The organism is Microcoleus sp. Pol11C3 (assembly GCF_036701485.1).
Taxonomy (GTDB): Bacteria; Cyanobacteriota; Cyanobacteriia; order Cyanobacteriales; family Microcoleaceae; genus Microcoleus.
The window spans coordinates 1-16,071 of record NZ_JAUBQW010000051.1 but is presented as its reverse complement, the minus strand read 5'-3'; the positions used below and the strand labels follow the sequence as shown (position 1 = coordinate 16,071).

The window sequence follows — 16,071 nt, the reverse complement described above, 5'->3', positions numbered from 1 at the left end:
TGATGACTGTTGACTGATGACTGATGACTAATAACTAATCACTAAACCCCAGCCGCAGTAAAAGCCGCCCAATAATAAGGATTGGCAAAAGGATAGGGTTTGCGGTTGCGGATTTGCTGCAAAGAAGCCTCCGCAATCAGGCGAGAACTTTGAGAAAGCCGATCGAACATTTGGGAAATTTGAGGTTGAAAATCCGCCAGCAACACCTCCAATTCCTCGCTAGTCAAATCCCGCAGCCACCTTTGAGCGTCCCCCAGGGCGATCGCCACATCTCCCACCTGCAACCGAGAAAACCGTCCCAGATTTTCATAAAACTTGCTCGTCAACAGCAGCGTAGAAACATCGTTCACCTTCCAAAGACTGCTAACCACACTAGACGTGCCAGCATACAACAAACCCGCCGACAAACCCACAAAATCTCCTCCAGCAGTGCTAACTCCGCCAGCGCCAATTTCGCAACCCGATAAAGTAACTAAAAAATATTGCCGAAAATCCAGATTAAAAATTTCCTCCAAACTCAGAGAATCATTCCTCAAAAACACGGCAGATTTCAGTGGCCAAGCCAAATTAAGCAAGCTCAAACAAGCAAAATGAGCGCATTTTTTCTCCTGCAACTGCCCTCTTTGCTGGGGCGAATTCCCATTATTAGCAGACATTTGTTGGGAAAAAGCCTCTTTAATTGCCGGCTTATGGCGCACAACTTCTGTACTGGCAAAATACTGGGAAATATTACCGATTTCAATGTTGCTGTAGAAGGCATCTCTGGTGAAAGTTGGAATTGCCAAAAGCTGCTGCAAACCGGGTCTGTACCGACCAATAGCCGCTCCGTGTGCACTTTGTCTCAACAGCAATAGTTGACAGCTAGGAGCATAACGAATTCCTCCGGCAAATCGATCGATCAAATAAGCAGCAGGCGCTGCAACGTCGCCAAAAGACGAACTTTGAGAAAAATCCGAAAGGGTGTAGGTTTCCAAATCAAAACCGCTGCGATCGCTCCACCCAGACCTAAAAATTCCCCCATCGTCCTCAAACCCGTCTCTCCCCGCCAAAGGCAAAGCGTGGAGTGGCAAAGCGTGCAAAAATCGGTGCGGCACAAAAATCAGCCGATCGCAATTCTCCGGAATCAGCGCCACCACTCGATCGATTTCCAGCATCGTAGCCAAGCGTTTGAGGCGAGTCGGGAGATGATTGATCCAGCGACCTTTTTGTTCAGAATAAGCGGTGAGGTACTCCTGGCCCCAACTTTCGGCAGCCAAAGCATTTTCCTGCGAACACAGGTGAACGGTGGGATATTGTGTACTCTTTACCACCACAAAAGCAACCAGCAACTCCCCCAAACTGGCCCACACCACAGCAGCGCAATTGTCATCCGGCAACAATTGGCGAATTTGCTCGAAAGCGATCGGTTCAACTTTGTGAGCTAGGCTGAAGAAAGGGTCGTTTGCCTGCACCTCCCGCGCAATCAACCTATCAAACTGCTTCCACAAGTGATTTAAGTGCATGAAGTCCGAGTTCGGCAGTAGAGAACCGCTGCTCAAACCTTGGCTATCGCCCTCAGAAATCAAGGTCGTGTTCGGCTCAGGTTCTCCCTGTTCTTGGTGCCGCTGTTCCCCCGCTATTTCCAGTTGCAGCGACTCCAACTCGCTTCGCACCGCTGCGGGAATTTCGGCTTTCGGAGTCAAGTGGCATTTAACCAGCAGTTCTACCAAATTCCGATTTTTGTGGCGTTCGGCGTATTCCAGAGCCTTAGCGTAATATTCAGGTTGGCTGGCGCCGAGTTCCAGGCAAACTTGCACCAGGCATTTATAGAGTCCAGCCCAGGTGCGGGTTAATTTGACTTTTGCGGTACTCGTCTGATCCCCAAAATCGGCTGTATCAACCCCAACTTCGCAACGCAAGAATTCAACAGTATCGACTGCAGCAGTAAAAACCCCGTAGGCGCGGAGCAAGTCGCCTCGAACTCGGTAAGCTTGACCCAAATAAAATAAAATTTCAGCCCAGCGGTGGGGATAGATTTCGCGAGTGTAGACTTGGGTGGCGTTTTGATAGCAGCCGATCGCGCTTTCCATGTGAGACAAGTTTTCCGCCTCCGTCAGTTGCGAATAAGCCCTGCCGAGATAAATTTGCAGCATTGCCCAGCGGTTCGGATATGCCTGTCTGGTGTAGACTTCGCCCGCATTTTGATAGCAGGCGATCGCGCTTTTGAGGTTGCGGTTTTTTTCCCCTTTCAGGTGTTCGCAGAAAGCGCGGCCGAGGTAGGCACACAGCATGGCCCAGCGTTCGGGAGATTTTTGGCGGTTGCAAAACAGTAAAGCATTTTGATAGCAGGCGATCGCCATTTCCATATTTTCGGCTTTTTCCCCTTTGGATCGGCGACTGTAGATCCTACCGAGGTAAGTTTGGATCGAAGCCCAAGCTTCGGGAAACTTGATGCGGGTGTAGACTTGTAAAGCATTTTGATAGCAGGCGAGCGCCATTTCCAAATTTTCCACCGGATCGCCTTTGATGCGATCGACAAACACCCGGCCCAAATTCCTTTGAGTCGTCGCCCACTGCTGCGGAAAAGCTTCCCGAGTCCGCACCTGCAAAGCTCTCTGATAGCACGTAACCGCGTATTCGAGATTTTCAGCTCTGTTGCCCCGCAGCAACTCGGCGTAAGCATTTGCCAAATTATTTTGAGTTGTAGCCCAACGCCGGGGAAACACCTTGCGGTTGTAGACTTGCAAAGCATTGTGGTAGCAAGCGACTGCCAGTTCCAGATTTTCAGCTCGGTTGCCCCGCAGCCGCCGGCTGTAAGCACGGCCGAGATTGTTTTGAGTGCTCGCCCACTCTTGCCCGAAAGCCTCGCGGCTGCGAACTCGCAGCGCGTTTTGATAGCAGGTGATCGCCTGTTCTAGATTGTCTGCCGGATCTCCCCTGAGACGCTCGCTGTAAGCGTTCCCCAGATTGTTTTGCAGCGTCGCCCACTGTTCCGGGTACTGTTCGGGCGTGCGTACTTGTAGAGCATTTTCAAAGCAAGCGATCGCCTGTTCGATATTTTGAGCCTTATCACCTTTGGGGCGATCGCTATAAGCGTTGCCCAGATTGTTTTGCATCACCGCCCATTCTTGGGGAAAGTCTTTGCGGGTAAACACCTTAGCAACTGTTTCGTAACCGGCAATTTCGATTTCCAAGTTATGAGCCTTACTGCCGAGGGGAAACCGCCCAATTTTGTTGCTCAGATTGCCAATTAACGCTGCAATGCGCCTAGTCTCCGATTCTTTGGCAGCAGAAAACACCAAAGTGGCCCAGTGGCGCAGCAGTTGTGCGAAATTCTGGTCGAGTTTGTCTAAATTGTTTCTCAGCAGCGAGTACAGGTGCTGCGAATCAGCGCCGCGCGCGACTGCCTGCAATACTTCTGCTAAAAAAGCCAGATATGCTGCCCCGGTTGCGGGCAATTTATAATTTCCTTTTGCAGATTCTAAGGGTGCGATCGTCCTTTGGAAAAATTTTGCAGCTTTCAGCAAGCTTTCTCGCGTCAGTGCCACTTCTTCCAAATAAAGCGTTTGCACGAAGCCAAAGTCGATCGACTTTGGGTTCGTCCTCAAAATCAAATCTATTCCTGAGTCCCCAGGATTTTCCAGCAGCGCTTGGAGCATATTAACATCAGTTTTGCGACGCTGTTCGTCCATCGTGCATTCCGCCGAACTATTAACGATAGGATCGCTGCTTCTGTGCAGCAATTAAATCACTTCCTGGTTTAAATTTCAATCTCTAACCGGAGGTAGGAGTCGCCCAGGGGATTAAACAAACCTGATTTTTCCACCATACACATCGCCACAACGTATTTGCCTAAAAAAAACAGGCTTCGGCACAAGTCTTAAACTTAACAAACCCGCCCCGCCAGACTTGCAGCGGGGCGGGTTTAATTTTACCCTGATAGATATTAGACTAAGAAACTCGGTTTCTGGGAAACTATTGGGTGTGATAACGAGAAATCTGGAAAGAAACCGCGTTTCTGAGGAATAGTGGGTCTAGATATGGCAATCGCCATTGGTGTCAACTTAAGCCTGAAACCCCTGATAAATGTCGCTTTTAGGCAAAGTCTAGATCCCCCTAAATCCCCCTTAATAAGCAGGACTTTGAGAAGACTCCTGTCCCCCCCTTATTAAGGGCTAGGGGAAATCTGGCCTTAATAGTCAAACATCAGTCTATAAATGGGTTTGACGTTAAGTTGACACCAATGGGCAATCGCCAGTTGCAGCGCTACAGCTAACACAAATAAGTAGTAGTTCCGAATTAATTACACAATATTTCTACTGAAACCCTTACCTAGCAAGGAGTCTTCATGTAATTAATTTTGTGTGGTTACTTACGACTCAATAGACTTACTGTACCGCTTGAGAACGCAGCGCTGCTTCCACTGCCTGCAGAGCTCGATCGACTTCAGCGGCGGTGACAATCAGCGGCGGGACAAACCTCAGCACTTTCGGCCCTGCTGGAACCAAGAGCACTCCTGCGGCGATGGCAGATTTGACGATATCGCCCGATGTCAGTTCGATGTCAGCTTGCAATTCCATCCCGACAATCAAACCCCAGCCGCGCACTTCGGCAATTAAATGGGGATATGCTGCCGCCAACTTGTTGAGCCCTGCTTTTAACTGTTCCCCGCGCTGCTGCACGTTTTCCAGAAGGTTTTCCCCTTCTAAAGTTTGGCAAACGCACAAAGCGACAGCGCAAGCAAAAGGATTGCCGCCGAATGTGCTGGCGTGACTTCCCGGTTCAAATACATCGCAGAAAGATTTGCACAGCATAGCGCCGATCGGGATACCGCCGCCCAATCCTTTGGCAGACGTAAAGATATCCGGTTCAATACCGAGGTTTTCGTAGCCCCAGTATTTGCCGCTGCGTCCCATCCCGACTTGCACTTCGTCGAGAATTAGCAAAATGCCTTTTTCGTCGCAAATTTCCCGAATGCGCTGGAAGTAGGCGATATCTCCGGGGCGAACTCCGCCTTCGCCTTGCAGCGCTTCCAGCATAATTGCTGCTACTTGGCGTTCGTCTTTGTCGAGTTGCTCGATCGCACTTTCGATCGCACTAATATCGTTGTAGGGCACGTAGTGAAATCCCGGAACCAAAGGGCTAAAACCCTTCTGGTATTTAGGCTGTCCCGTTGCCGTAATTGTCGCCAAAGTCCGCCCGTGGAAACTCGCAACGGCGGTAATGATTGTCGGATTCGAGATATTTAATTTTTCGTGGGCGTACTTGCGAGCGAGTTTAATTGCCGCTTCATTAGCTTCCGCGCCGGAGTTGCAAAAGAAGGCTCTGTCCGCGCAAGAATGGTCTACAAGCCACTTTGCCAGCTCGCCCTGTACGGGGATGTAATAAAGATTAGAAACGTGGTGCAGGGTCTGAATTTGCTGAGTTACCGCTGCAATCATTGCCGGGTGGGCGTGTCCGAGAGTGCAGGTAGCAATACCCGCCACAAAATCGAGATATTCGCGGCCCTCGGTATCCCAAACGCGGCAGCCGAGGCCCCGTTCTAGGGCGAGCGCAAAACGCCCGTAAGTCGTCATTACATAGCTGTCGAAGCTCTCAGAACTGAAGGGACTGGCTTCGGCTTGCACGGTTGGTTCTTTTAATAAGGTTTCTGGACTCACGAATCGCTCCTTAACACATAATATGTAGACCTAGATTGTACGGTAAAAATCCAGGTTAGCGGTGCAGGCTGTTAGTTTTGTCATAAAATCATAACAGTAACATCAATTAATCCCTCACAAATCTACTGATGAGTTATTACATTTCTCCTAACTTTCTCGATAAAGTTGCGGTGCACGTCACTAAGAACTTTTTAAATTTGCCCGGGGTAAGAGTTCCCCTAATTTTGGGAATTCACGGCCGCAAAGGAGAAGGCAAAACTTTTCAAACCGAACTGGTTTTTCGGCGGATGGGCTTTGAACCGGTGATGATATCTGGTGGGGAATTAGAAAGCCCGGATGCCGGAGATCCGGCGCGTTTAATTCGCTTGCGCTACCGGGAAGCGGCGGAGCAAATTCGGGTGCGCGGCGAGATGTGCGCCATCTTTATTAACGATTTGGATGCCGGTGCTGGCAGGTTCGATACTACTACTCAATATACTGTCAATACTCAGATGGTCAATGCGACTCTGATGAATATTGCTGACAATCCAACTAATGTGCAGTTACCGGGAAGTTATGACAGCACGCCGCTGCACCGAGTGCCAATTATTGTCACCGGAAATGACTTTTCTACGCTGTACGCGCCGCTGATTCGCGACGGGCGGATGGAAAAGTTTTATTGGGAACCCAGTCGCGATGATAAAATTGGGATTGTCGGCGGAATTTTTGAGTCGGACAAATTGTCAAAAAGCGAGATTGTGGGGTTAGTTGATAATTTTATCGATCAGTCAATCGACTTTTTTAGCGCTTTGCGATCGCGCATTTACGACGAACAAATCCGTGAATTCATTCATAAAATAGGAATAGAGCGAGTTTCTAAGCGTTTGGTAAACACTTTGGAAGCAGCGCCGGATTTCCAGAACCCGAATTTCAGCCTCGCTCATTTATTAGAAATGGGCAGTTTGATGGTGGGTCAACAAAAGCGGATTCAGGAAATGCGCTTAGTAGATGAATACAACCAATCGCGGCTGTTCAACGTTCCAGGAAGCGCCAATGTTCCTGCTGGTGAACCCACGCAAAGTCAATTAAACGACCCGTCATCCAAATATTATAAGGCTTACGTCGAGCCAAGTTCTGAAGGTGGTAACGGTCATGCGGTGCGGCTGAGTTCTGAGGTATTGGAACAAGTAAAACAGTTATTAGCAAGAGGCTGCAAAATTGGCATGGAATATGCAGATAATCGCCGATTTAAAACTGGTTCTTGGCAAAGTTGCGCGACGATTAACAATGCACAGGAAAAAGATGTGGTTGCATCTTTAGAAACTTGTTTGGCGGAACACGGCGGCGAATACGTGCGGCTGATTGGTATCGATCCAAAAGTCAAGCGGCGGGTAGTTGAAACAATTATTCAGCGGCCGCAGTAGGGGAAGCTGTAACAGATTTAAATTCTTGCATATTTGGGGCGGGCTAGAAGCCCACCCCACAAGATTTGGATTTTTTTTACAGAAAATAGACCTATTATGGTCGTTCACTTTCATCTCTTGAAATTATCTGCGTTCATCTGTGTTTATCTGCTTGAAATCTGCGGTTAACCTATCAATCAAAGATTTATCCAATCACTCTATTATGCAAAAAATCATCAAAAGTTGCCCGCTCGCACATAGCCACTTGAGCACCCACTTTCGTTGTGCACAGAGCGCCCGCTGCTGCGCCCCACCGCACCGCCTCCGACAAAGACAGACCGGCATCTAATGCCGAGGCCAACCCGCCGTTAAAAGCATCGCCAGCAGCCACAGTGTCGATCGCCTCCACAGCAAAAGCCGGTACAAAAAAGCTCTCATCCGCAGTAACAGCAACAGCCCCGCGATCGCCCAATTTGACAATAACATTCTTGACACCGCGCTCCTGCAAGTGTTTGGCAGCTAAAATCGCTTTTTCCGTGTCATTCACCCGAAAACCGACTAACTGGCCCGCTTCCACTTCATTCGGCGTGATAATGTCAATTAGCGGATAAAGTTCGCTCGGCAAATCCGCCCTAGCCGGTGCTGGATCGAGAATAACTCGCACCCCCGCTTGACGACCAGCTTTCGCAGCTTTTTGGACAACTTCCAGGGGAATTTCTAACTGTAACAGCAAAGATGTAGCTGACGGTAACATTTTTTTGAGACGTTCTATATCTGCTTCACCGACATTGTTATTCGCGCCCGGAATCACAATTATATTATTTTGACCTGTCTCGTCTACGGCGATAATTGCCACACCTGAATGAGTGTTTTGATCTATTAATACATTGTCTGTACTTAGACCATAAGATTGTAAATTTGTCAATAATTCTTCAGCAAATCTATCGTTACCGACGCGGCCGATGATGTGGGTGGAAGTGCCGAGACGGGCGGCGGCGACGGCTTGATTTGCTCCTTTGCCACCGCCTGCTGTGAAAAAATTGCTACCGATGATAGTTTCCCCTGGTTGCGGCAACCGGGGAGTTTTTGCTGCTAGGTCGATGTTGATACTGCCAAATACGATGATGCTCATAAATTATTCAATTTGGTAATTGGTAAGCTGTAGCGCATTTAATTTGTAAACTACTGTTTACTTAAAGTCTTGTGGCGCAGGCAGGAGAACCCGGGGCGATCGAGCTTCAATTTAAAATGCCAAATAGCTTAATTGGTAATTGGTAATTCTCTCATTCTCCCCCTCTCCCCCTCTCCCTCTCTCCCACTCTCCCTCTCTTCCTTAAGACGTGCTAGAACAGTTATGGTCTTCACCGGTCAATTCAATGGCTGCAATTACTCTCGATCGCAATCCCTGTGTCCTGCTAGTTGAAACAGACGAAGTTCTCGCCGGACACTTGAGTCTCGACTTAAAATCCTCCGGCTACGAACCGGTAGTGGCTTCTAATACCGCCACTGGCCAAAATTTAGCCCGTGAATTGCAGCCAGCTTTGATTGTAATCGATCGCATACTTGGCGCTGAATCGGGGCTATCACTGTGTTCTTACCTCAGAAGTAGTGGCAATCGGGTGCCGGTGCTGTTATTGGTCGGTCGTGATACAGTTGACGATCGCGTAGCTTGTCTGGAAGCAGGGGCGGATGATTATTTTCTCAAACCTTACCGCACTGACGAGTTTTTGCAGTTGGTGCGCTTGTATTTGCAGCCGGATAACACCAGCAACGAACAATTGAGGTTTGGCGATTTAGTTTTGGATTTGGCCTCTAGGCGGGCCCTGCGGAACGGACGGGCGATCGACCTGACGATGAAGGAATTTGAGCTGCTAAAGTATTTGATGGAACATCCCCGCGAGGTTTTGACTCGGGAACAAATTCTGGAAAATGTTTGGGGTTACGACTTTCTGGGCGAGTCGAATGTGATAGAGGTTTACATCCGCTATCTGCGCCTCAAGATTGAAGATGAGGGCGAAAAGCGCTTGATTCAGACGGTGCGTGGTGTTGGCTATGTGATGCGGGAAGCTTGAAGCAGTCAGTTGACTGTTGTCAGTTGTCAGTTGTCATCACTCAACGCAGTCAACAGTTAACAGTCAACAGTCAACAGTCAACAATCTCAAATCTAAAATCAATATGAATTATTTAACTAATTTGCTCGGTATTGGAGTAAGTATATTTTTGCTGGGATGTTCGCCGACTTTACCTGTCGCGAATGCTGGTGCTACTGGTATTTTGGCGGCTCAGTCTCCGACGGCGACAACATCGGGTCAAGTGCTGCCTGTTTCTGCTAGAGCTCGGATAGCCGATCGCCCAATCGAACTCGAAGTGGCGAAAACAGTGGAACAGCAGGCTATGGGTTTAATGTACAGAACTTCTTTGCCGGATGACAGAGGAATGCTGTTTGAGTTTAAACCGGCGCGGGGGGTCAATTTTTGGATGAAAAATTGCAAGATTTCTCTGGATATGATTTTTCTGCGAGATGGGGTGGTTGAGGCGATCGAAGTTTCTGCACCTCCTTGTACTGCCACTCCTTGTCCTACCTACGGGCCCGATACTGCTGTCGATCGAGTGATTGAACTCCGGGGCGGGCGAGCTGCTGAACTCGGTGTCAAAGTGGGCGATCGTATTGAAATCGAGTTTTTCCAGTAAAACTTCGGACTCTTTCAGTAAAACCTGCAGACAGAAAAAATCCCCCGGTTCCCATCGCCCAGAGAGCCCCCTGCCTTCGGAATACCGGAGAAAATTTAGAAACTTTACAAAAATTGATTAAATTTGTTAAGATATTAATGTAAGATTCAGTACAAATACCGAAAGATTTGCTACGATGTCGATCTCAGTCAGTCAGGACTTGAGCTTGTTTCCGGAAGCTGTAGATAGTTGGTCGCAGGTATGAGACGAGTCAGCGACTCGTTACCAATCCTGAGAGACGATACTCAGCCTCAAGGTGTAGCAACACGAAAAGAAATTCTCTGGAAGTTCTGGCGATCGAGCTAAATCTACTAAATCTATCTAAAGTAATATGCTACGAGCCAAGTTAATTGGCGGTAACTGGCAAACTTAACTTCTGGTAGCAGTTTCGGGTTTGATCGAAATATCTAACTAATTTTGCCGAAGTAGATTTGCGGATTCTGCATTTCGGCAGATGAAGTTAAACTCTGAACTTGGTTTAGTAGTTTTAGGTAGCAGAATTTATTCTGATTCGCGCTGCAAAGATGCCGAGGTATTCAGTTTAGGTTCGATCGCGATTGCAAGTTGATCGGGCCGACATCAGCAAAATTGCCAAGCCTTTCACTTTTTGGGAAAGGTTAGCTTGTGCGCTCGCACTCAGCATTACGTTTGGCAGTTCAACCGCTAATAGCGTTTTAAAAGCTATCGACGGTAACAAGACAAATTTAAAACTGGCTTATTACTCATCAAAAACATCAGGTTCACATCAGAAAATGGTGTCCTATACTTAGAGGTTAAATCAGATGGCATCCGCTACATACACTCGATTAATTCGATTTTTACAAGAAGATTTGGCAATTTCTCCCGCGTCAATTGCTGTCGCCGAACGTCGTGGCGGTGACAAACAGCGGCAGCGTGATAAAGACCCAAATTCCTTGCCGATGGTTCTGTGGCAATACGGTTTAGTCACTCTCGATCAGTTGGATAAAATCTTTGATTGGTTATCCGAAGCATATTAAAAGGATTTTAGATTTTAGAGAGTATCAAAAATCCAAAATCCTTTAACAACTGAGATTAGGATTCAGCCAAGAATTTGGCAGCAGCGGCAACGCCGGCACCAGGAGTGTAGCCTTCATGACCCAATTCTCGCAACACGACTTCTAAAGAGGAAATTGCTGCTAGAATATCACGATCGCACACAAAGCCCAAATGACCGATTCGGAAGATTTTACCTTTCAAATGGTCTTGTCCGTCGGCGAGAGCAATGTCAAATCTCTTTCTCATCAAAGTCCGCACTTTTTGAGCATCTACGGATGCTGGCGGCATAACCGAAGTAATCGCAGGGCTGGCGGCATCATCAGCCGCAAACAAGGGCAAACCTAAAGCTTTTACAGCAGCGCGAGTAGTTGTCATTAAGCGTTTGTGCCGCGCGAAAACATTTTCCAACCCTTCTGTTTTCATCATCTGCAGCGATGCTTGCAGGGCAAAAAACATATTGACAGGGGGAGTAAAAGGAGTGGTATTTTTGGCAGCGTCTTTGCTATATTTGCCCAAATCCAAATAATAGCGGGGCAGTTTCGCAGTTTTGTAAGCTTCCCAAGCTTTGGGGCTGACGGCCACAAAACCCAAACCTGGAGGAATCATGTAAGCTTTCTGAGAACCCGAAGCAATGACATCGATGCCCCAAGCGTCCATCGGAATATTGACAGCGCCTAAGCTAGTGACAGCATCGACCATAATTAAAGCTTCACCGTGGGCTTTAACGTGGCGGTTGATGGTTTCGAGGTCGTTGAGGACGCCGGTGGAGGTTTCCGAGTGGGTGATGATGACAGCTTTGATTTGCTTCTCTGTATCGGCTTCGAGTTTTTCGCGGAAGTGTTCGGGGTCTAAAGGTTGGCCCCACTCAGCTTTAATAATTTCGGCGTTTAAACCGTAAGCTTCGGCGACTTCAGCCCAACGTTCACCAAATTTGCCGTTGGTGCCGACTAAAACTCGATCGCCCGCACTCAAGAAATTAATTATCCCAGCTTCCATCGCGCCGGTACCAGAAACAGTTAAACTCAGCACGTCACTTTTTGTTTGGTGCAGCCATTTGAGGTTTTCCGTACATTCTGCAAAAATCGCGTCAAATTCTTTGCTGCGGTGGCCCATCGGGTGTTTTGCCATCGCTAACAATGCCGCTTCAGGTACCGGCGTCGGGCCGGGAATCATCAGCATTAATTTGTTGTCCATGATATTGTCCTAAGTTTTTCTGTGGGAGTTATATAGAATAAATCAAATACGATACGTCACGTCGCTACTCTAAGTTTTTTAACTTTTAACTCCCTTCTGGTTAATTTCATTTAGAGACCAGCGATGTTCTACCGCTAAGTTTGATCGCTCGCAGCTTTGTTCTAATTGCTTTTGAATGGCAAGGGCTTTACGCAGTGTAATAATAAGTTGGTGAACTTGTTGCTGCTGCGGCGATTGTGGACTGACAGCAAACATCGTTTTGCGTTCTAACAATTGAAGTAGCAATTCATAATGAATGTACGAAGGAAGGGGGATTGGCTCCATGAAAGCTAATATACCTCAGCGAACCGACACCCCATTGCAATTGCATGAGGCATCACAAGTGAACATTAGATGCCCGATTTTTTTCTTTGTTTTCTAACCGTACAACAACCCCTGCTTTGCCGATCGAATATTCGGGGCTGGGTGCGTTGGACACGCTAAATTTTGCGATCGACAGGCTTACAGAATAGATTTAATTGCTTTCTGGCAAAATATTTCTATGCAATATAGCTTTGAGTGCTATTTCTTTTTTACAGTAGCGCTTGAGTCGATGCAGGCTAGAAATTCTCATTATTTACCTACTCAATCACTTTTTATCAGAATTAGGGGTGGTTTGTCAAGCGGTCTCGCCTTTCACAGACCCGGATGGGCTTGGACAAGGGAGGCTAAAGCGGCGCCTGGGTCCGGCTGTTTGACCAGAGATTCGCCGATGAGAACGGCTTCGGCGCCGGCGGTGGCAACTTGAGTTAGGTCGTCGGGAGTGTGGATTCCTGACTCGCTGACGACGAGGATGCCTTTTGCTTGGATTTCGGTTTGTCGATCGGCTAATAGTTGACCGGTAGTTTCTAGGCTGACGGAAAAGTCTTCTAGGTTGCGGTTATTGATGCCGATCAGGTTAACGCCTTCTAGGGTTAATACTCGATCGAGTTCTTCGAGAGTGTGAACTTCTATTAAAGCTGTCATGCCTAAAGTCTTGACAATTTTTACAAAGTATTGTAAGTCTTTGTCAGATAGAATAGCTGCGATTAACAATACAGCATCCGCGCCGTGAATCCGCGCGAGATAGATTTGGTAGGGATAGATAATAAACTCTTTGCAAAGTAAGGGTAAATCGACGGCGGCACGGATTTTAGCGAGGTTGTCGAAGCTGCCTTGAAAGAACTTTTCATCGGTGAGTACGGAGATGCAGCTAGCGCCGTTTTGTTGGTAAGCTAGGGCGATCGCCACCGGGTCGAAATCTTCGCGAATTACGCCTTTGCTGGGGGAAGCTTTTTTAACTTCGGCGATGATTGCTGGTGTGGTTTTACCGTTTTTGAGGGCGCTGAGGAAGTCGCGGATGGGCGGTGCAAACGGGAGTTTTTTGTGAAGATCGGCTAAGGGCGTGCGATCGCGCTTTTGGGCTACTTCAACTTCTTTTTGCCAGACGATTTCTTCGAGGATGTGCTGGGGTTCGGCGTCGGGTACGGCGATTTTGTAGCTGAGGTAGAGTACGGAGACTGAGGTGCTAGGGGGACGGCGGCGGATTTGAAGCATGATAGGGGGATAAAGGGCGATCGTAACAAGTTTCAACGTATTATATAATGGTTTACGATTAATCAAACAGAAACAAACCCGGATTTACATGAAAAAATTTTCCCAAAGCCTCAGCTTGTTTTTTGCTAATTTCTAGCTGACCGTTAACCAGTTCAGTTACCGTCTCAACTGTGCCAATAATTTCTACTAAATCTGCTACTTCTAAACTTCTAGCATCCATCAAATGCAGAAGTCTTGAGTGGGGAGTTGAAGCATTCAGTTGATAGTGAGTTTCTTCATAATACTCAATTAGTTTGACTAAAAGTTCTAACAGAGTATCTTCTTCGGCAGTTAGATTGTTCCGAGAGAGCAAGTTTTCAACTATTTGTAAAAAACTCTCGTTTTCATCTTCATTTTTGATGATTCGAGGTTGATATTGAGATAGCAGGCTGCTGTACCTGTCGGAGTCAAAAGTAAGGGTCATTTTTCCAGTTGTCTTTGTCATATTCTGCATGAGTCAAAATGTACTTGATATAAACAATCTGCTTTTGATAGTTAAGACTTACGATTAAGCGATATTTATTTCCTTTGATATTGAAAATTGTAAAATTTCCAACGGCTTCAGCTTGAGGATAAATAGTTTGAACTTCAATAAGTTTAGTCCAGTTGGCTTGACTAGCAATCTTGTACCAATCATCGAGGGCTTCGCAGGAATCAGCATGATTTTGGCAGTAGTCTCTTAATTTTTTGCGGCTGATAACGTGCATTGAGCGATCGTTCAGATGTTTGGCAGATACCTAATTCTATCAAATTTAAGTGCGAACGGCTAAAACCCCAATTTTACTAAAAGAGCGATCGGGCTTCTTTTTCTATGTTTGGGCGGGAATAGTTACTTTTGACATACTCTTTTAGTATCGGTGCAAGAGTGAAAAATGTGCGATCGCCCTGCAGGATTTTTTCAATTAATGAACGCCGTTCCAAGGATTGCATAACTTTCCACAATGTGACCTTCACTACAGTGAGCTTCATCTGCTATTTTTGAGTATTTCTGACCTTGCAAAGTTCCCGACCGTATCACCTATTCCAAATTCTCTAAGTGTTTTTCCGGATAGACAAAAACTAGGTTATCTGTCAGCATTAAGACTTGTTGAACGTCCATTAGTTTAGGCGTCTTCATAGCTTTACCAATTATATGCGACTTTTTCTTGCTTTTTCCGGCCTGACGGAATTTGTCCGGCTTTTTCTGCTGTGGTGAATTGGCTAATAATGTACCAGTGTATACTTGAGCGGACTTTATTCGACTGGACAAGACTTAGCTTTTATATTTATAATCATATTTAAGAAGCACTATTATAGCTTTCCCATAGGAAAAAAATGACTGCACAACCATTATCCCTCCCCCAAGCAAACTTAAAAATGGCTCTCTGGCAAGTAGATGCCGATTCAATGAGTAGTAGCGAGTTGTATGTCTGGTTAAATGATAGCGGCTTGCCCCACGAAGTCACTATCAGATTGCACGAGTTAGCTAGCTACACAAAAAAAGCTGGTAACAAAGTTTTGGCAGTAGGGAAAATTGTTCTGATCAAAATTATCGAGTTTGTCAAGGCACATCCTCATTTAGCTACGGGCATTGCTCTAGGAGCGGCTGTGGGGCTATTGGCAAGTTCAGTACCAATTATAGGCCCGGTGTTAGCGCCATTGGCAGCAGTGCTAGGTATAACTGTTGGTGCGATCGCTGGACATAGACTAGATCAAGGCTACCGTCAAGTAGATGGCATAGTTGGAGTAACACAAGAGTTTATTCAAATCGCCCAATTGTTTTTTCAACTACTGATTGATGTTTTCAATGAAGCTTTTCGCAACGTTATCACTGCTTAAAAAACAAAAGCTGAAAAAATCAAGAGGCTTAATATGTCAGGAAATAAAACCGTAACTAAGGAGCAAATCCTTAAAGCGATCGAGCAACTGGAAAAAAATCCTCATGATAAGCTAGCAATTTTAGCTGATGTTGGGGTTGGTGTGGTAGGTGCTGGTGCTGCTGGCGCGGCTGTTGCGGCTTTCGGGGGTCAAGCCATATTTTTTGGGCTAATAGCGGTTGCACCCCCAGTAGGATTGGTTGTTGGCGGTGCAGCATTAGGTGCAGCAGCTCTCGTTGGAGCAAAAAGGATCTTCTTTGATGGCACTTCCAAGGAAGGGAAACAAGCAGAAATTCTCAAACAGTTAAAAAAACAGCTAAGCGAGGTTGAAGCAAAAGAAAGCGCATCTAAGCTTGAAGACAGTGACAAGACAAAATTTATCGTTTGCTTGAAAGAACCAATTGAGCTTAATCTAATTAGCCCTCAAGATGCTCAGGATTTAATGAGGGCTGTCGAAAGTGGTCAAATACCTATCACAGAGGCAATTAAGATGGTTCACGCTATAGTTGAAGCAGCTAAACCCCAGTAGTCTTTTAAATCCACGACCTGAGAATGCTAAGCAGGGTGCATCTCACTTTTGCAAATACATCAAGCGGAAAGTTGACCATTGAGATAAGCACAGCGCAGAGAAAGGATAGA

Annotated in this window: 15 protein-coding genes; 6 read left to right on the top strand and 9 right to left on the bottom strand. The window is 46.7% G+C overall.

Features of this window, described 5'->3' with window-relative positions; translation table 11 throughout:
- Positions 1 to 41: 41 nt before the first annotated feature.
- On the bottom strand, positions 42 to 3,671 hold the full coding sequence (locus tag QUA40_RS13815; RefSeq protein ID WP_333126566.1) for a CHAT domain-containing tetratricopeptide repeat protein: 3,630 nt from the start codon (positions 3,669 to 3,671) through the stop codon (positions 42 to 44).
- Between the two features lie 696 nt (positions 3,672 to 4,367).
- Positions 4,368 to 5,639, bottom strand: coding sequence for an aspartate aminotransferase family protein (locus QUA40_RS13810; RefSeq protein ID WP_333126564.1), 1,272 nt, complete (start codon positions 5,637 to 5,639; stop codon positions 4,368 to 4,370).
- A gap of 128 nt (positions 5,640 to 5,767) precedes the next feature.
- Between QUA40_RS13810 and QUA40_RS13805 the strand changes: the two genes are divergently transcribed.
- Positions 5,768 to 7,042, top strand: coding sequence for a ribulose bisphosphate carboxylase small subunit (locus QUA40_RS13805; protein WP_333126561.1), 1,275 nt, complete (start codon positions 5,768 to 5,770; stop codon positions 7,040 to 7,042).
- Positions 7,043 to 7,226: 184 nt separating this feature from the next.
- Here QUA40_RS13805 and rbsK read toward each other — a convergent pair whose 3' ends face one another.
- Entirely contained in the window at positions 7,227 to 8,153 is a 927-nt protein-coding gene (rbsK, locus tag QUA40_RS13800) for a ribokinase (RefSeq protein WP_333126558.1), read from the bottom strand.
- 244 nt (positions 8,154 to 8,397) lie between these two features.
- Between rbsK and nblR the strand changes: the two genes are divergently transcribed.
- The 3 genes from nblR to QUA40_RS13785 all read left to right on the top strand — a co-directional run bounded on the left by nblR (position 8,398) and on the right by QUA40_RS13785 (position 10,749).
- Complete coding sequence (gene nblR, locus QUA40_RS13795; RefSeq protein ID WP_333126555.1) at positions 8,398 to 9,093, top strand: response regulator transcription factor NblR; 696 nt, start codon at positions 8,398 to 8,400, stop codon at positions 9,091 to 9,093.
- Positions 9,094 to 9,196: 103 nt separating this feature from the next.
- The gene (locus QUA40_RS13790) at positions 9,197 to 9,712 is read left to right on the top strand and encodes a DUF192 domain-containing protein (protein WP_333126552.1); all 516 of its coding nucleotides are present in this window, start codon (positions 9,197 to 9,199) and stop codon (positions 9,710 to 9,712) included.
- A gap of 821 nt (positions 9,713 to 10,533) precedes the next feature.
- Positions 10,534 to 10,749 (top strand): DUF2949 domain-containing protein, encoded by a 216-nt coding sequence (locus tag QUA40_RS13785; protein WP_333126549.1) that lies wholly within the window; start codon positions 10,534 to 10,536, stop codon positions 10,747 to 10,749.
- Positions 10,750 to 10,804: 55 nt separating this feature from the next.
- On the opposite strand, the gene QUA40_RS13780 is transcribed toward QUA40_RS13785, so the two are convergent.
- From QUA40_RS13780 to QUA40_RS13755, 6 genes are all read right to left on the bottom strand, one after another.
- Positions 10,805 to 11,962 (bottom strand): alanine--glyoxylate aminotransferase family protein, encoded by a 1,158-nt coding sequence (locus tag QUA40_RS13780; RefSeq protein ID WP_333126546.1) that lies wholly within the window; start codon positions 11,960 to 11,962, stop codon positions 10,805 to 10,807.
- A gap of 78 nt (positions 11,963 to 12,040) precedes the next feature.
- Positions 12,041 to 12,286, bottom strand: coding sequence for a DUF5340 domain-containing protein (locus tag QUA40_RS13775; RefSeq protein WP_006632049.1), 246 nt, complete (start codon positions 12,284 to 12,286; stop codon positions 12,041 to 12,043).
- 351 nt (positions 12,287 to 12,637) lie between these two features.
- A complete protein-coding gene (gene trpC, locus QUA40_RS13770) occupies positions 12,638 to 13,537 on the bottom strand; it encodes an indole-3-glycerol phosphate synthase TrpC (RefSeq protein WP_333126613.1) in 900 nt (299 codons plus the stop codon).
- A 58-nt stretch (positions 13,538 to 13,595) separates the two neighbouring features.
- Positions 13,596 to 14,000, bottom strand: a complete 405-nt coding sequence (locus tag QUA40_RS13765) for a transcriptional regulator (protein ID WP_333126543.1) — start codon at positions 13,998 to 14,000, stop codon at positions 13,596 to 13,598.
- Complete coding sequence (locus QUA40_RS13760) at positions 13,984 to 14,283, bottom strand: type II toxin-antitoxin system HigB family toxin (RefSeq protein WP_333037951.1); 300 nt, start codon at positions 14,281 to 14,283, stop codon at positions 13,984 to 13,986. Before QUA40_RS13760 ends, QUA40_RS13765 begins: the two co-directional genes overlap by 17 nt.
- 76 nt (positions 14,284 to 14,359) lie before the next feature.
- Entirely contained in the window at positions 14,360 to 14,545 is a 186-nt protein-coding gene (locus QUA40_RS13755) for a hypothetical protein (protein ID WP_333126540.1), read from the bottom strand.
- 345 nt (positions 14,546 to 14,890) lie between these two features.
- Here QUA40_RS13755 and QUA40_RS13750 point away from each other — a divergent pair, with 345 nt between their 5' ends.
- Together QUA40_RS13750 and QUA40_RS13745 are read left to right on the top strand one after the other, a co-directional pair.
- The gene (locus QUA40_RS13750) at positions 14,891 to 15,394 is read left to right on the top strand and encodes a hypothetical protein (RefSeq protein WP_333126537.1); all 504 of its coding nucleotides are present in this window, start codon (positions 14,891 to 14,893) and stop codon (positions 15,392 to 15,394) included.
- Between the two features lie 33 nt (positions 15,395 to 15,427).
- The gene (locus QUA40_RS13745) at positions 15,428 to 15,961 is read left to right on the top strand and encodes a hypothetical protein (protein WP_333126534.1); all 534 of its coding nucleotides are present in this window, start codon (positions 15,428 to 15,430) and stop codon (positions 15,959 to 15,961) included.
- Positions 15,962 to 16,071 lie beyond the last annotated feature (110 nt).

Bases quoted from the DNA above. Each gene is read 5' to 3' on its own strand.
- QUA40_RS13815 (WP_333126566.1), bottom strand. From the start codon at position 3,671: ATGGACGAACAGCGTCGCAAAACTGATGTTAATATGCTCCAAGCGCTG.
- QUA40_RS13805 (WP_333126561.1), top strand. From the start codon at position 5,768: ATGAGTTATTACATTTCTCCTAACTTTCTCGATAAAGTTGCGGTGCAC.
- rbsK (WP_333126558.1), bottom strand. From the start codon at position 8,153: ATGAGCATCATCGTATTTGGCAGTATCAACATCGACCTAGCAGCAAAA.
- nblR (WP_333126555.1), top strand. From the start codon at position 8,398: ATGGCTGCAATTACTCTCGATCGCAATCCCTGTGTCCTGCTAGTTGAA.
- QUA40_RS13790 (WP_333126552.1), top strand. From the start codon at position 9,197: ATGAATTATTTAACTAATTTGCTCGGTATTGGAGTAAGTATATTTTTG.
- QUA40_RS13785 (WP_333126549.1), top strand. From the start codon at position 10,534: ATGGCATCCGCTACATACACTCGATTAATTCGATTTTTACAAGAAGAT.
- QUA40_RS13780 (WP_333126546.1), bottom strand. From the start codon at position 11,962: ATGGACAACAAATTAATGCTGATGATTCCCGGCCCGACGCCGGTACCT.
- QUA40_RS13775 (WP_006632049.1), bottom strand. From the start codon at position 12,286: ATGGAGCCAATCCCCCTTCCTTCGTACATTCATTATGAATTGCTACTT.
- trpC (WP_333126613.1), bottom strand. From the start codon at position 13,537: ATGCTTCAAATCCGCCGCCGTCCCCCTAGCACCTCAGTCTCCGTACTC.
- QUA40_RS13765 (WP_333126543.1), bottom strand. From the start codon at position 14,000: ATGACCCTTACTTTTGACTCCGACAGGTACAGCAGCCTGCTATCTCAA.
- QUA40_RS13760 (WP_333037951.1), bottom strand. From the start codon at position 14,283: ATGCACGTTATCAGCCGCAAAAAATTAAGAGACTACTGCCAAAATCAT.
- QUA40_RS13755 (WP_333126540.1), bottom strand. From the start codon at position 14,545: ATGAAGCTCACTGTAGTGAAGGTCACATTGTGGAAAGTTATGCAATCC.
- QUA40_RS13750 (WP_333126537.1), top strand. From the start codon at position 14,891: ATGACTGCACAACCATTATCCCTCCCCCAAGCAAACTTAAAAATGGCT.
- QUA40_RS13745 (WP_333126534.1), top strand. From the start codon at position 15,428: ATGTCAGGAAATAAAACCGTAACTAAGGAGCAAATCCTTAAAGCGATC.